Genomic DNA, 13,874 nt, shown 5'->3' on the forward strand with positions numbered 1-13,874 from the left:
TTTTAGCGCATATAAGGGCTTGCATTTTCAGGTTCTTTAAACGGCTCTGCTTTATTAATATGGTCATAAAACATAACGCCATCAAGATGGTCAATTTCATGCTGAAAGACCACAGCTAATAGGCCTTTCAAACGGATTTTAACCTCTTCTCCTTCTAGCGTTGTACCTTTTACAGTAATACGAGCATACCTTGGGACATATCCAGGTATTTCTTCATCTACGGATAAGCATCCCTCACCGCTTGTTAAATACGTTTTTTCAACGGAGTGGCTCACAATTTTCGGGTTAAAAAGGGCATAGCTTTGCACGTTTCCACGCTCATCAGGTGCTTGAATAGCAATCATTCGCTTTGATACGTTGATTTGAGGAGCAGCTAATCCAATTCCAGGACGTAAATTATACTTGGCTGCAATTTCAGGGTCTTGGCTGTTTTGAACATACTCAAGTAGTTGTCTAAGCGTTTCTTTATCTTCAGCTGTTGCTGGAAGCTTTACTTCTTGTGCTACTTTGCGCAGAGTAGGGTGGCCATCCCTAATAATTTTATCCATTGTAATCACTGTTCACATCTCCCTAACGATATATGGTACTAATAGTTATGACATATACTTGTCAGTTTAGTACTATAAAGTGTATCAAAAGACATATGAAAAGTCATCCGAGTTGCTATATGTAGAAGAGAAAGCCACTTGACTTTCTCTTTGTTAACTAATTAACAGCCGCCCCAACTGCAGCCAATAATAACAAGTAAAATAAATAGCACAATTAAAAGAACGAATTCTTTATTTGAACCGCCACATCCGTATCCATATCCTCCGTAATACATAACTAACACACTCCCGAACAGACAGAATCCCAAAAAACACAAACGATTTAACCGTTTTTTCTTGATGGGTTAGTATAATATATTAAAAGATAATAAAATGGTGTAGATGAATTGCTTAATTCGGGCAATAAAGATAAAATAGTGCTGGTATAAGGGAGGATTTACCAGGTATGAAGACTAAAAAAATAGTAAGTGCAATAGGTATAAGTATGATGCTTTTAGCAGGATGTTCAGCAGAAAGCGGAGACGAACTAGAAGTTTATAAAGCGCTTGAGAAAGTCGCTGATCAAGAGAAGCAGTTTATAAAAGAGCAGCAACCGATGACGGCACTCGAAGAAAAAGAAAATGTTCTATATGAAGAAATCTTATCAATTGGAATGAAAGAAAAAGAAAAAGTTGACGAAAAAGCAAGCGAAGCGCTCCAATTATTAGATGAACGAGAAGAACATTTAGTAAAAGAACAGGAAAGTATGCAGCGTTCAAAAGAAGAGTTTGAAAAAGCCAAAGAGAAAATCGAACTGGTAAAAGATGAAGACATAGAGAAGCAAGCCAACAAACTCGCTTCTTTAATGGAAAGTCGCTATAAGGCATACGACTTGATGTATGCTTCGTATGAAGAATCGGTGGAGTTAGACAGAGAGCTATACACAATGTTTCAAAAAACAAACGTGAAGCTAAACGATTTAGAAAACCAAATTTCTTCTATTAATGAGATGTACCAAAAGGTGCAGGAGAATAGTGAAAAGTTTAATCAAGCAACGGATGCTTATAATGAAGAAAAAAAGAACTTCTACAAAAAGGTGAAATCAGATCAAGAATAAAAGCAGGAAACACTCAAAGCAATAAGCATTGGCTGTTTTTTGATTTGATATACAACAGTATTCGACATGAATTAAATAGTCTGTAAAACGCTTTCATTCAAAGAGTTTGTAAGAAATTAAACGGTGATATTAAGCAGGTTTTTAAACGGTTATTATAAGACAAGTAGTACAGGATATGTTTGTGTAATAGCACAGATGGATTTAACATTTTTTAAAAGTGTAATAAGGCAAAAAGCTTAAATTTATAAGCGTAAATAGATTGACGAACCGTTTTAATGTGGTGTACACTATTTAGCGTAGTAAGTGTTGTATTAATCATTTTGTTGAAATAATTAATACAGTTTAACGGAATGAAAGTTTCGCTTAAACTTTCCTTTTACTTAAATGTTTGAATCGAGTGCGCCCGGGAATACATAAAACATGTTGAAATACGTAGCGGACTCAAATGGAATTCTAGTCGACAAAAAATGACTTTTAGGTGCTTGTTTTGGGTATCCTAGCAATGTGTATTTTTTTGTTTGATTAGCACATTGAAAAGTAAGGCTTAAATGAAAGGAAGAGGTGACTTAGATGGCTGCTAAAACTAAAAAAGCTATTATTGATGTATCAAAGCAACTTGATAAAATTGCTGAGCAGTACCAAACGTTCCAAATTCTTAATGAAGAGGGCGAAGTAGTAAATAAATCAGCAATGCCAGATTTATCTGATGAACAATTAAAAGAACTAATGACTCGTATGGTGTACACACGTATTCTTGATCAACGTTCAATTTCATTGAACCGTCAAGGTCGTTTAGGTTTCTATGCACCAACAGCTGGTCAAGAAGCTTCTCAAATTGCATCTCATTTTGCATTAGAGAAAGAAGACTTCATTTTACCTGGATACCGTGATGTACCACAATTAATCTGGCACGGTCTTCCATTATACCAAGCGTTCTTATTCTCTCGTGGTCACTTCCACGGTAACCAAATGCCAGAGGATTTAGGCGCACTTTCACCACAAATTATCATCGGTGCACAAATCGTTCAAGCAGCGGGTGTTGCATTAGGTCTTAAAAAACGTGGTAAAAAAGCAGTAGCAATCACTTACACTGGTGACGGTGGAGCTTCACAAGGTGACTTCTACGAAGGTATGAACTTTGCAGGTGCGTTCAAAGCTCCAGCAATTTTTGTTGTTCAAAACAACCGCTTTGCGATTTCAACACCAGTTGAAAAGCAATCTGCTGCTAAAACAATTGCTCAAAAAGCAGCTGCAGTAGGTATCCCAGGGGTACAAGTGGATGGAATGGATCCATTAGCAGTTTATGTTGCTGTAAGCGAAGCTCGTGAGCGCGCAGTAAACGGCGAAGGTCCAACATTAGTTGAAACATTAACTTACCGTTATGGTCCACATACAATGGCTGGAGATGACCCAACACGTTATCGTACAGCAGAGCTTGATACTGAGTGGGAAAAGAAAGATCCACTAGTACGTTTCCGTAAATTCTTAGAAGCTAAAGGCATCTGGAATGAAGAAGAAGAAAACAAAGTAATCGAGCAAGCTAAAGAAGATATTAAAAATGCAATCAAAAAAGCAGATGACTATCCAAAACAAAAAGTTACAGACTTAATGGATATCATGTATGAAGAAATGCCTTTCAACTTGAAAGAGCAGTATGAAATCTACAAAGAGAAGGAGTCGAAGTAAGCCATGGCGCAAATGACATTGATTCAAGCAATCACTGATGCGTTACGCACAGAAATGAAAAACGACGAAAACGTATTAGTTTTTGGTGAAGACGTTGGCGTAAACGGTGGAGTATTCCGTGCAACTGAAGGTCTTCAACAAGAATTCGGTGAAGATCGCGTTTTCGATACACCACTTGCTGAATCTGGTATCGGCGGTCTTGCTGTTGGTCTATCGACTCAAGGTTTCCGTCCAGTACCTGAAATTCAATTCTTCGGTTTCGTATTTGAAGTTCTTGATTCAATTTCTGGTCAAGCAGCTCGTATGCGTTATCGTTCTGGCGGTCGTTGGAACGCACCAATCACGTTCCGTTCACCATTCGGTGGCGGCGTACACACACCAGAACTTCACGCTGATAGCTTAGAAGGTTTAGTAGCATCTCAACCTGGTTTGAAAGTTGTAATTCCTTCAACTCCATACGATGCAAAAGGTCTTTTAATTTCAGCAATTCGTGACAACGATCCTGTTGTTTACTTAGAGCACATGAAATTATACCGCTCATTCCGTCAAGAAGTACCTGAAGAAGCTTATACAATTGAAATTGGTAAAGCTGATGTAAAACGTGAAGGTACTGACGTTTCAATCTTCGCTTATGGTGCAATGGTTCATTCATCATTAAAAGCAGCTGAAGAATTAGAAAAAGAAGGCGTATCTGTAGAAGTTGTTGACTTACGTACAGTTCAGCCTTTAGATATCGAAACAATCATCGCATCAGTTGAAAAAACTGGTCGTGCAATTGTTGTTCAAGAAGCTCAAAAGCAAGCTGGTATCGCTTCAAACGTTGTAGCTGAAATCAATGACCGCGCAATCTTAAGCTTAGAAGCTCCAGTATTACGCGTAGCTGCTCCAGATACAGTATTCCCATTCTCTCAAGCAGAGGGCGTTTGGTTACCAGACCACAAGGATATTGTAGCAACTGCTAAAAAAGTTCTTGAATTTTAATTGATTGTTACTCTATAGAAATCAGCAAAATGCTGATTTCTATTGTAAATAAGGTATAAAAACCAACTAAACATATTGCAACTAACTAGGAGGTTGAAGACACGTGGCATTTGAATTTAAACTGCCGGATATCGGTGAAGGTATCCACGAAGGTGAAATCGTAAAATGGTTCGTAAAAGCTGGAGATGAAATCGATGAGGATGATGTACTTGCCGAAGTACAAAACGACAAAGCTGTTGTTGAAATCCCATCTCCTGTAAAAGGTAAAGTATTAGAAGTTAAGGTTGACGAAGGTACAGTAGCAACTGTAGGTCAAGTTATCGTAACTTTTGATGCTCCTGGTTACGAAGATCTAAAATTCAAAGGCGACGATCATGACGACGCGCCAAAACAAGAAGCTCCAAAAGAAGAAGAGCAAGTTCAAGCAACAGCTGAAGCTGGACAAGACGTAGAAAAAGCAGCAGCTAGCGCGCAACCACAAGCTGAAGTAGATCCAAACCGCAAAGTTATTGCTATGCCTTCAGTTCGTAAATATGCTCGTGAAAAAGGCGTAGACATTAAAGCAGTTCCAGGATCAGCTAAAAACGGCCGTATCGTAAAAGAAGACATCGATAGCTTCTTATCTGGTAGTTCAACTGCAGCAGCTTCAACAGCAACTGAAGAGGCTCCAGCGGCAACTGAGGCAGCACCAAAAGCTACAGCTACAGCAATTCCAGAAGGTGACTTACCAGAAACTCGTGAGAAAATGAGCGGTATTCGTCGTGCAATTGCAAAAGCAATGGTTAACTCTAAGCAAACGGCTCCTCACGTAACATTAATGGACGAAATTGATGTTACAGCACTTGTTGCACACCGTAAGAAGTTCAAATCAGTAGCAGCTGACCAAGGTATTAAATTAACATTCTTACCTTATGTTGTTAAAGCATTAACTTCTGCACTTAAGAAGTTCCCAGCTCTTAACACATCTATTGATGATTCTACTGATGAAGTAATCCAAAAACACTACTACAACATCGGTATCGCGGCTGATACTGAAAAAGGTCTTTTAGTACCTGTAGTGAAAAATGCTGACCGCAAGTCTGTATTTGAGATTTCTGACCAAATTAATGACCTTGCTGGAAAAGCACGTGAAGGTAAATTAGCTCCTGCTGAAATGAAAGGCGCTTCTTGTACAATCACAAACATCGGTTCTGCTGGTGGACAATGGTTCACTCCAGTAATTAACCACCCAGAAGTTGCAATTCTAGGTATCGGACGCATTGCTGAAAAACCAGTTGTACGTGACGGTGAAATTGTAATTGCTCCAGTATTAGCATTATCTCTAAGCTTTGACCACCGTATCATTGATGGTGCAACAGCTCAAAACGCTCTTAACCAAATCAAGCGTTTATTAAATGATCCAGAATTATTATTAATGGAGGCGTAATAAATGGTAGTAGGAGATTTCCCAATCGAAACTGATACTCTTGTCATTGGTGCTGGCCCTGGTGGTTACGTTGCAGCAATTCGTGCAGCTCAACTAGGACAAAAAGTAACAATCGTTGAAAAAGGTAACCTTGGTGGTGTGTGCTTAAACGTTGGTTGTATTCCTTCAAAAGCATTAATCGCAGCAGGTCACCGTTTTGAAGAAGCAAAACACTCAGAAGATATGGGTATTTTTGCTGAAAATGTAACTGTTGACTTCACAAAAGTTCAAGAGTTCAAAAACGGCGTAGTAAACAAACTTACTGGCGGTGTTGAAGGTTTACTTAAAGGTAACAAAGTAGATATCGTAAAAGGTGAAGCTTACTTCGTGGATAGCGAAACTGTACGTGTAATGGATGAAAATTCTGCACAAACGTACAAGTTCAAAAACGCAATTCTTGCAACTGGTTCTCGTCCAATCGAGATTCCAGGATTCAAATTCTCTGAGCGCGTAATCAACTCTACAGGTGCATTAGCGCTTAAAGAAGTTCCTAAAAAATTAGTTGTAATCGGTGGAGGTTACATCGGTACTGAGCTTGGTACTGCTTATGCTAATTTCGGAACTGAAGTAACATTTGTTGAAGCAGCTGATGAAATCTTAGCTGGTTTCGAAAAACAAATGAGCTCTCTTGTAAAACGTAACCTTAAGAAAAAAGGAAACGTTGAAATCTTCACTAAAGCTATGGCTAAAGGTGTAGAAGAAACTGCTGATGGCGTTAAAGTAACGTTTGAAGTTGGTGGAGAAGCAAAAACAGTTGAAGCTGATTACGTATTAGTAACAGTTGGTCGTCGTCCAAACACTGACGAGCTTGGTCTTGAGCAAGTTGGCGTAAAAATGACTGACCGCGGTGTAATCGAAACTGACAAACAATGCCGTACATCTGTAAGCAACATCTATGCAATCGGTGATATCGTTTCTGGACCACCACTTGCACACAAAGCTTCATACGAAGGTAAAATTGCTGCTGAAGCAATCGCTGGTGAACCAGCTGAAATTGATTACTTAGGAATTCCAGCTGTTGTATTCTCTGAGCCTGAGCTTGCGAGCGTGGGTTACACAGAAGCACAAGCGAAAGAAGAAGGTTTAGCAATTCAAGCTTCTAAATTCCCATTCGCAGCTAACGGACGTGCACTTGCACTTAACGCTGCAGAAGGATTCTTAAAGCTAATCACTCGTAAAGAAGATGGCGTTGTAATCGGTGCTCAAATTGCTGGTCCAAGTGCATCTGACATGATCGCTGAACTTGGTCTTGCAATCGAGAGCGGTATGACTGCTGAAGATATTGCATTAACAATTCACGCTCACCCAACATTAGGTGAGATTACAATGGAAGCAGCTGAAGTAGCAATCGGAAGCCCAATTCACATTGTAAAATAATAGATGAAAAAGCTCGTGCCTCCGGCATGAGCTTTTTTGTTGTAAAACGTGGTCAAGCTGCATATAAGTGATGTAAGTGCCGTTATAAAAGTGAGGAATGAGCGATGGTTAAACCTTTTTTGTACAGCTTGCAGCTTATGATTTGGAGCGGCTATGCGACAGTTGAGCTTTTATCAAAACGTGATGAATTAACAGCAAAAATTATTCTTTTCTTTGTATTTGCCTATTTAGCATATGGAATTGCTAAAATGAATGTACACTCGAAGAAAAAAGCGTTCTTTGTGACGTGTAGCTCGCTCTTTGTTTTTTTTCTAGGCTACACCGTCATTTTTTTATTTATTAGATGATAATAAAAGGACTATTTCGTTTAATGTGAAATTATAACATAGTAAAAGAAGCATTCCGAAAACGGGAATGCTTCTTTTCTTAAATTTTTTTAGGATGTACATCTGCTTTTTTTAATTCTTCTCTAAACGATTTGATGAGTGAGAAGACCGTGAGTACCAGTACGATTGAAAATGGTAATGCTGCAATAATGGCGGCTGTCTGAAGCGCATCTAATCCACCAGTCCAAAGCAGGATAACCGCAGTTAAAGTTTGAATCATACCCCAAATAAACTTCACAGAATTTGACGGGTTTAAGTCACCATTCGTCGTTTGCATGCCGAGAACAAATGTTGCAGAGTCGGCTGATGTAATAAAGAAGGTAGCAATCAAGCAAATAGCGATAATTGACATAACCGTTCCTAATGGAAATTGTTCTAATACATAAAACAGAGCTACTTCTGAGCCTCGCTCGTTAATGACATCCATAACTGGTATGTTTTTAAAGAAGTCTAAATGAATGGCTGATCCACCGAATACAGAAAACCATAGGCCACCAAATATTGTTGGGACGGCTAACACACCAATTAAAAACTCTCGAATCGTACGTCCGCGAGAAATGCGAGCTATAAAAGTTCCAACAAATGGAGCCCAAGCAATCCACCAAGCCCAGTAGAAAATCGTCCAGTCCTGAACCCACGTGTTGTTATCAAACGGACTTAATCGGAAGCTCATAGATGGTAAATACTGAATGTAAGACCCGATTGTTGTGACGAATAAGTCCATTATAAAGTTTGTAGGACCCGCAAATAGTAAGAAAAGCATTAAAAGAATAGCTAATAGGATATTAATGTTACTTAAATATTTAATTCCTTTATTAAGACCCGTTTGAGCGGATAACATAAATAGTACCGTAACAATAATAATGACGATTAGCTGTGTAGTAAAGTTGTTATCAATGGCTGGAGATAAGTAAGCCATTCCACCTGTAATCTGAATGGCTCCTAACCCAAGTGATGTGGCTACGCCAAACACAGTTGCAAACACGGAGATAACGTTAACAAGAGTACCTAACCCTCCGTCTACGCGCTTACCTAAAAGAGGACGTAAAATATTGCTAATTACAAAAGGATATCCCTTACGAAATTGAAAGTACGCAAGTGCCAAAGCAAGCACTGAATAAATAGCCCAAGGATGTAATCCCCAATGAAAAAAAGAATATCGCATTGCTGCTCGAGCGGCTTCTGCTGTATTTCCATCTCCAGAAGGTGGGGTATGAAAATGGTTAATAGGTTCAGAAGCGCCCCAGAATACTAAACCGATCCCCATCCCTGCACTAAACAGCATGGCAAACCAGGATATATAACTATATTGAGGTTCATCCTCTGTCTTACCTAATTTGATATTTCCATACCGTGAAAAAATTAAAAATAGTGTAAAGCCTAAAAATAGGGTAGCGGCTAATAGGTAATACCAACCGAATTTTTCAATAATAAATTGATGAATAGCACTGGTAACAGGCGTTAAAGCGGCATTTCCTAGCGTGCTTTCTGGAATGACTCCCCAAATAATAAACAAAGCCGCAATAATCACAGAAAACAGAAACACTGGCGTCAGCTTTTTCAATTAGCTCGCACTCCTTTCGTGAAAAAACCTCTTATGTACAGTTTCTCTTTTAACCTTTTTTACTATACATGAAACCATTTTTACACTTTCCTCGTGCAGTACGATTCATCTTTCGTTTAAGACAATGTCAAAGAGGACAAAATGACGTAATAATAGAAAGGGGAGTCCGTATGAAAAAAAGAGTGTGGCTTACGGCAGTTGTTTTAATGGCATGTACCGCTTTTTTATTTATGAAGTTAAGCACGGAAGAAAAAGCAGGATATGTATACAGGGAAGGAAAGGCCTATTTAGATATGACGATTCAATCGGCGGCTTATGATTCTACATACAGCCCGGTCGACCGTCAGCTTCAGCTTGTTGTCGCGGATAACGTTTATATGTTTATTGAAAATGTTCCCGTCGTCCAAATTAATAATGAACTTTTTCCACTCGCTGAACAAGATTTTTTCATTCAAAACAATCGAGCGTTTATATCAGCATCGTTCTTAGAAAAACAAGAACCTAGCTACGTTAAACTTAAAGCAGCGTATGCTATTTTAAAGTCATCTCAATCAAGCGAAGAAGCAGCTCAAGCAGTTAGTACTAAGCAGTTTACAAGAGAAGAAGTGATGCAGTATATGAGTGGGTTAACACCACCACTAGAAAACGCTAAAGCTGATACGTTTCCATCTCATTTGCCAGGAGCTGATCGTACATATCGCCATGGTTTCCATGAAGGGTTAGACTGGTATACATACTCAGCGGGCGTAGTTGTCAATAAAGAAACTGAAGTGTATGGAATGGGAAAAGGCAAAGTGGTACGAGTGGATCATAATTATAAGCCGTATGAATCCGTGGAGCAACGAAACAAAGATTTAGCATATTGTAAAGAGGTTCAAAAGACTCCTGCTTATATCCTGGATAAGCTACGTGGTAGACAAGTATGGATTCAGTATGACAATGGCATGCAGGCGCGATTTGCTCATCTAGATCAAGTCGATGAAGAGTTAAACGTGGGTGATACTATTACAAAAGATACGCTAATCGGCTACGTTGGAAATTCTGGTACAAGCGGAGAGGTGCAAAAAGATAATACAGAATTACATTTGCATGTAGACTTGTTGATTAACGGTACCCTGTTTTGGAAAGGGTTATCACAAGAAGACGTTAAAGATGTATTAATTAGCCAACTGAATAATAACGAATAGCTCATCCTATAAGAGATTGAGACATAAGTAGTTCAGCCCCTACTATACCTGAACAATTGAGAGTTCACAACTTTTAATCGCTCAGGTTTTTTTTGATTGGGAAAAACCAGTTTGGAAACAGGGTGGAATGGAGCGTAGCGCAATGGAACGAATGTGTTCAGACAAACTAAAGAGATGGGAACAGCTAGTGTTCGTCTTTTAGAAGCAATCATTTTGTTATATCCCAAACTCTTTTTTACGTTTGAATGTCGAAAAAAGGCGGGCGAAAAATTAAATGTGACATACTATTTTAGTATTGACAGAATAAATGTTACATACTATTATAATATCAAGAAGAATAAAACGCTTTCAAAAATCTTTGAAACCAAAGGGGAGTTACACATGGGAACTATTGTATGTCAAACTTGCAACTGCACAATTGAACATTTTGAAGATGAGAAAGTGACGCGGCTATATTCAAAATGTAAAGAGGGAGAATGTCAAGCAGTCCATGAAGATTTAGACTAATAAATAGAAAAAGGTGCGCATTATAGCGCACCTTTTTGTTATTGAATTGCTTTATGTTCTTTAATTACACGTAATGTTTTTAACTCAAAATCTTCCGGTCCTTGAACGGGTAGACCAGCTTCTAGGTTTGTTTGAATATAACTCAGATTCTCTTCCGTAATAATTTCTCCAGGAATAAAGATTGGAATTCCCGGTGGGTATACCATTACAAACTCAGCGATAATTCGGCCAGCTGATTCATGAAATGGCACAACTTCGGTTTCAGCATAAAAAGCATCGCGAGGAGTAACTGCTAAGACTGGAATATCAGGTAGTAAAATAGCTGGTTTTGTTGCTTTTTCAGCTAAGTGATGAACTTCTCTTGACAGCTGCTGTAAAGCGGTAAGTAAGCAATCGATGTCTTCCTTACTATCTCCTGGTGTTACAATACATAAAACATTATATAAATCAGACATTTCCACTTCAATATTGTACGTCTCGCGCAGCCACTTCTCTACGTCATATCCTGTAATACCAAGGTCTGATACGGAAATAATAAGCTTTGTAGGATCTAGGTCGTACGTTGCTTTTGTCCCTAAAATCTCTCGACCAATACAGTGAATATGCTCAATCTTGTTAAGCTCTGTACGAGCATATTCAGCCAGTGCAATCGCTTGATTAGCTAATTTTTCGCCTTCTGTGGCTAATCGCTTACGAGCTACGTCCAAAGAAGCTAGTAGCACATATGATGTAGATGTTGTTGTTAACATACTTAGGATTGCTTGAACACGCTGTGGCGATACAAGCCCTTCGCGAACGTTTAAAATAGAGCTTTGAGTCATTGATCCCCCAAGCTTATGAACACTTGTAGCGGCCATGTCTGCGCCTGCTTGCATAGCTGATAGCGGTAATTCATCGTGAAAATGAATATGAACACCATGAGCCTCATCAACCAAAACAGGTACCCTATAAGAGTGAGCAACTTCAACAATTTTACGTAAGTCACCTGAAATTCCAAAGTAGGTAGGATTAATAACGAGTACCGCTTTTGCATCAGGATGCTGAGCTAGCGCTTTTTCAACTGCATCAGTCGTAATTCCATGAGAAATACCGAGGTTTTCATCGATTTCAGGATGAATGAAAACAGGCGTAGCTCCAGAAAAGACAACGGCGCTCATAACGGATTTATGAACGTTTCTAGGAACGATGATTTTATCTCCAGGCCCACAAGTTGTCATGACCATTGCCATAATAGCCCCGCTTGTTCCTTGGACAGAAAAGAAAGTATGATCTGCTCCGAACGCTTCAGCAGCTAAGTCCTGAGCTTCTTTAATAATACCTTTTGGCTGATGTAAATCATCAAGTGGTCCAATGTTAATCAAATCAATTGAAAGTGCGTTGTCGCCAATAAAATCTTTAAATTCAGGGTCCATGCCATTTCCTTTTTTATGACCAGGAATATGAAACTGAATGGGATTTTTTTTTGCATGTTCCACTAACCCTGTGAATAATGGAGTTGAGAATTGAGAAGTCAACTTTGCTAAACACCTCTTTAATAAAAATAATGAGCGGAGCCAGCTTTTGTACGAAGGTCTCCCGTGCGCTATATTGCTATAACTAAGAATCAGTGAAGATTCATTCTCCACTGATTAAATGTGCATGACATGTAAACTGTTTTATAAAAATAAAAACAATAAGAAGAAATGTAATTTCATACAGTTTCTTCGTTATGTATTCAATAAAACAAATGAATTATAGCACTTATTAATATGTTTGCAAAGGGATTTTTTAAACATATTCGCATTATAAGAAATCAATCTAAACTTACGCGTAGCGATAAAGTTTTGTGAAGCTGAATTCATATGATAAAGTATTACTTGAAAGTCTTAGAACAAATACATAAAAAGTGAGCGGAGGAGTTAGATGGAATATCAATATCCTATCTCCCTTGATTGGAGTACAGAAGAAATCATTGATGTGGTTAAATTTTTTGAAAGCATTGAAAAAGCTTATGAAAAAGGAATTGAGCGCGAACAGCTAATGGGTATCTATCGTCGTTTTAAAGAAATTGTTCCAAGCAAAGCAGAAGAAAAAACAATTTGCAATGACTTTGAAGATCAAAGTGGGTATTCATCCTATCGAACAATTCAACAAGCAAAAGCTGGCCAATCTGGTGACATTATTCGCATGAAAAAGTAAAGAAAATTCTTTAACATGTTTTCCGAACCAACAAAAAATATCCGGACTATCAAAAGTAGTTAACTTTTGATAGTCCGGATATATTAGTGGCTGAAATATTTATCTCTTAGCATCTCTTTTTACGCGTGCGCTTTTTTACTAAGTTCATATAAAGGAGCTAATGTCTTAAATGTATCATCAATTAAATCAATCCATTGTTGGCCAGTCATCTTAACTGCTTCTTCTTTTGATACATTAATTCCGCATAAAATCTCTGCTTTTTTAACATGTTCTAATCGTTCAAATAATCCCTTAAGTTCTGTGGTAGATAAGGAACTCATTTTTTCGACAGCAGGTTTTGTATGGTCTTTTGACCAAACGAATGATTGAGGAATTTGCTCTTTAATGTGGTCTATCTGGTCGGCTAGTATTTTGCCGTACGCTGATTTAATCGGTGCTTCATAAATAACCGCAAACCAAACGAAAACGTGAGTGCCCCAAAGACCAATTTGGAAGTGAGGTAACATCTTATAGCCACGCTTGTTAGTAGCAAATGCTACCCATGTATCTTTTGGTGGATTTACCGTTCTACGCGCATGTTTTGCTACATGGACAAAGATTTCATCGCCCACTAATGAGGAAAGTGTAGGAGCAAAGTGCGTGCTTAACTCTTCGAATTTAGGACGAATTTGTGTTTTTATTGCTTCCATTCGTTCATCTAAACCATCTATTGTAAATACGTTAAAATCAGCTTCTGAAAATCCTTCAAACAAATTCAATACCTCCAATATCCAATAATAGATAATTCATCTCGTATTTCGTAGTAATTTTACCATAGAAAGGGCATAATCACCAATTTATTCGCATATGCTTGTCAAAAACACGTCTATCATTTTTTTATAGGTAATCACACAATTTAG

At 38.3% G+C, this 13,874-nt stretch carries 14 protein-coding genes; 9 read left to right on the plus strand and 5 right to left on the minus strand.

Annotated features, from left to right (window positions below; genetic code table 11):
• Window positions 1-2: 2 nt before the first annotated feature.
• Window positions 3-557, minus strand: coding sequence for a peptide deformylase (def, locus tag A2U94_RS11610; RefSeq protein ID WP_025909130.1), 555 nt, complete (start codon window positions 555-557; stop codon window positions 3-5).
• A gap of 152 nt (window positions 558-709) precedes the next feature.
• The gene (locus A2U94_RS20660; protein ID WP_076513034.1) at window positions 710-823 is read right to left on the minus strand and encodes a YjcZ family sporulation protein; all 114 of its coding nucleotides are present in this window, start codon (window positions 821-823) and stop codon (window positions 710-712) included.
• Between the two features lie 170 nt (window positions 824-993).
• Between A2U94_RS20660 and A2U94_RS11615 the strand changes: the two genes are divergently transcribed.
• The 6 genes from A2U94_RS11615 to A2U94_RS11640 all read left to right on the plus strand — a co-directional run bounded on the left by A2U94_RS11615 (window position 994) and on the right by A2U94_RS11640 (window position 7,500).
• Window positions 994-1,644 carry a YkyA family protein gene (locus tag A2U94_RS11615; protein WP_025909129.1) on the plus strand — a complete coding sequence of 217 codons (651 nt, stop codon included), beginning with the start codon at window positions 994-996 and terminating at the stop codon, window positions 1,642-1,644.
• A gap of 570 nt (window positions 1,645-2,214) precedes the next feature.
• On the plus strand, window positions 2,215-3,330 hold the full coding sequence (gene pdhA / locus A2U94_RS11620; protein ID WP_025909128.1) for a pyruvate dehydrogenase (acetyl-transferring) E1 component subunit alpha: 1,116 nt from the start codon (window positions 2,215-2,217) through the stop codon (window positions 3,328-3,330).
• Between the two features lie 3 nt (window positions 3,331-3,333).
• Window positions 3,334-4,311: an alpha-ketoacid dehydrogenase subunit beta gene (locus A2U94_RS11625; RefSeq protein ID WP_025909127.1), complete on the plus strand. Its 978-nt coding sequence runs from the start codon at window positions 3,334-3,336 to the stop codon at window positions 4,309-4,311.
• Window positions 4,312-4,414: 103 nt separating this feature from the next.
• Window positions 4,415-5,737 (plus strand): dihydrolipoamide acetyltransferase family protein, encoded by a 1,323-nt coding sequence (locus A2U94_RS11630; RefSeq protein ID WP_025909126.1) that lies wholly within the window; start codon window positions 4,415-4,417, stop codon window positions 5,735-5,737.
• 3 nt (window positions 5,738-5,740) lie between these two features.
• Window positions 5,741-7,153, plus strand: a complete 1,413-nt coding sequence (gene lpdA, locus A2U94_RS11635) for a dihydrolipoyl dehydrogenase (protein ID WP_025909125.1) — start codon at window positions 5,741-5,743, stop codon at window positions 7,151-7,153.
• A 104-nt stretch (window positions 7,154-7,257) separates the two neighbouring features.
• Window positions 7,258-7,500 (plus strand): hypothetical protein, encoded by a 243-nt coding sequence (locus tag A2U94_RS11640; RefSeq protein WP_025909124.1) that lies wholly within the window; start codon window positions 7,258-7,260, stop codon window positions 7,498-7,500.
• Between the two features lie 79 nt (window positions 7,501-7,579).
• On the opposite strand, the gene A2U94_RS11645 is transcribed toward A2U94_RS11640, so the two are convergent.
• Window positions 7,580-9,103: a glycine betaine uptake BCCT transporter gene (locus A2U94_RS11645; RefSeq protein ID WP_025909123.1), complete on the minus strand. Its 1,524-nt coding sequence runs from the start codon at window positions 9,101-9,103 to the stop codon at window positions 7,580-7,582.
• Window positions 9,104-9,273: 170 nt separating this feature from the next.
• Here A2U94_RS11645 and A2U94_RS11650 point away from each other — a divergent pair, with 170 nt between their 5' ends.
• Window positions 9,274-10,290 carry a M23 family metallopeptidase gene (locus A2U94_RS11650; RefSeq protein ID WP_025909122.1) on the plus strand — a complete coding sequence of 339 codons (1,017 nt, stop codon included), beginning with the start codon at window positions 9,274-9,276 and terminating at the stop codon, window positions 10,288-10,290.
• A gap of 381 nt (window positions 10,291-10,671) precedes the next feature.
• Window positions 10,672-10,797, plus strand: a complete 126-nt coding sequence (locus A2U94_RS20665) for a GapA-binding peptide SR1P (protein ID WP_076513032.1) — start codon at window positions 10,672-10,674, stop codon at window positions 10,795-10,797.
• A 38-nt stretch (window positions 10,798-10,835) separates the two neighbouring features.
• On the opposite strand, the gene A2U94_RS11660 is transcribed toward A2U94_RS20665, so the two are convergent.
• Window positions 10,836-12,311, minus strand: a complete 1,476-nt coding sequence (locus A2U94_RS11660; RefSeq protein ID WP_025909121.1) for an aminotransferase class I/II-fold pyridoxal phosphate-dependent enzyme — start codon at window positions 12,309-12,311, stop codon at window positions 10,836-10,838.
• A gap of 388 nt (window positions 12,312-12,699) precedes the next feature.
• Here A2U94_RS11660 and A2U94_RS11665 point away from each other — a divergent pair, with 388 nt between their 5' ends.
• A complete protein-coding gene (locus A2U94_RS11665) occupies window positions 12,700-12,975 on the plus strand; it encodes a UPF0223 family protein (RefSeq protein ID WP_025909120.1) in 276 nt (91 codons plus the stop codon).
• Window positions 12,976-13,094: 119 nt separating this feature from the next.
• Here A2U94_RS11665 and A2U94_RS11670 read toward each other — a convergent pair whose 3' ends face one another.
• Complete coding sequence (locus tag A2U94_RS11670; RefSeq protein WP_025909119.1) at window positions 13,095-13,727, minus strand: YktB family protein; 633 nt, start codon at window positions 13,725-13,727, stop codon at window positions 13,095-13,097.
• Window positions 13,728-13,874 lie beyond the last annotated feature (147 nt).

The organism is Bacillus sp. VT 712 (assembly GCF_001614195.1).
Lineage (GTDB): Bacteria > Bacillota > Bacilli > Bacillales > Bacillaceae_H > Priestia > Priestia flexa.

Coding starts and splice junctions, on each gene's coding strand:
- A2U94_RS20660 (WP_076513034.1), bottom strand. CDS start 823: ATGTATTACGGAGGATATGGATACGGATGTGGCGGTTCAAATAAAGAA.
- A2U94_RS11615 (WP_025909129.1), top strand. CDS start 994: ATGAAGACTAAAAAAATAGTAAGTGCAATAGGTATAAGTATGATGCTT.
- pdhA (WP_025909128.1), top strand. CDS start 2,215: ATGGCTGCTAAAACTAAAAAAGCTATTATTGATGTATCAAAGCAACTT.
- A2U94_RS11625 (WP_025909127.1), top strand. CDS start 3,334: ATGGCGCAAATGACATTGATTCAAGCAATCACTGATGCGTTACGCACA.
- lpdA (WP_025909125.1), top strand. CDS start 5,741: ATGGTAGTAGGAGATTTCCCAATCGAAACTGATACTCTTGTCATTGGT.
- A2U94_RS11640 (WP_025909124.1), top strand. CDS start 7,258: ATGGTTAAACCTTTTTTGTACAGCTTGCAGCTTATGATTTGGAGCGGC.
- A2U94_RS11650 (WP_025909122.1), top strand. CDS start 9,274: ATGAAAAAAAGAGTGTGGCTTACGGCAGTTGTTTTAATGGCATGTACC.
- A2U94_RS20665 (WP_076513032.1), top strand. CDS start 10,672: ATGGGAACTATTGTATGTCAAACTTGCAACTGCACAATTGAACATTTT.
- A2U94_RS11665 (WP_025909120.1), top strand. CDS start 12,700: ATGGAATATCAATATCCTATCTCCCTTGATTGGAGTACAGAAGAAATC.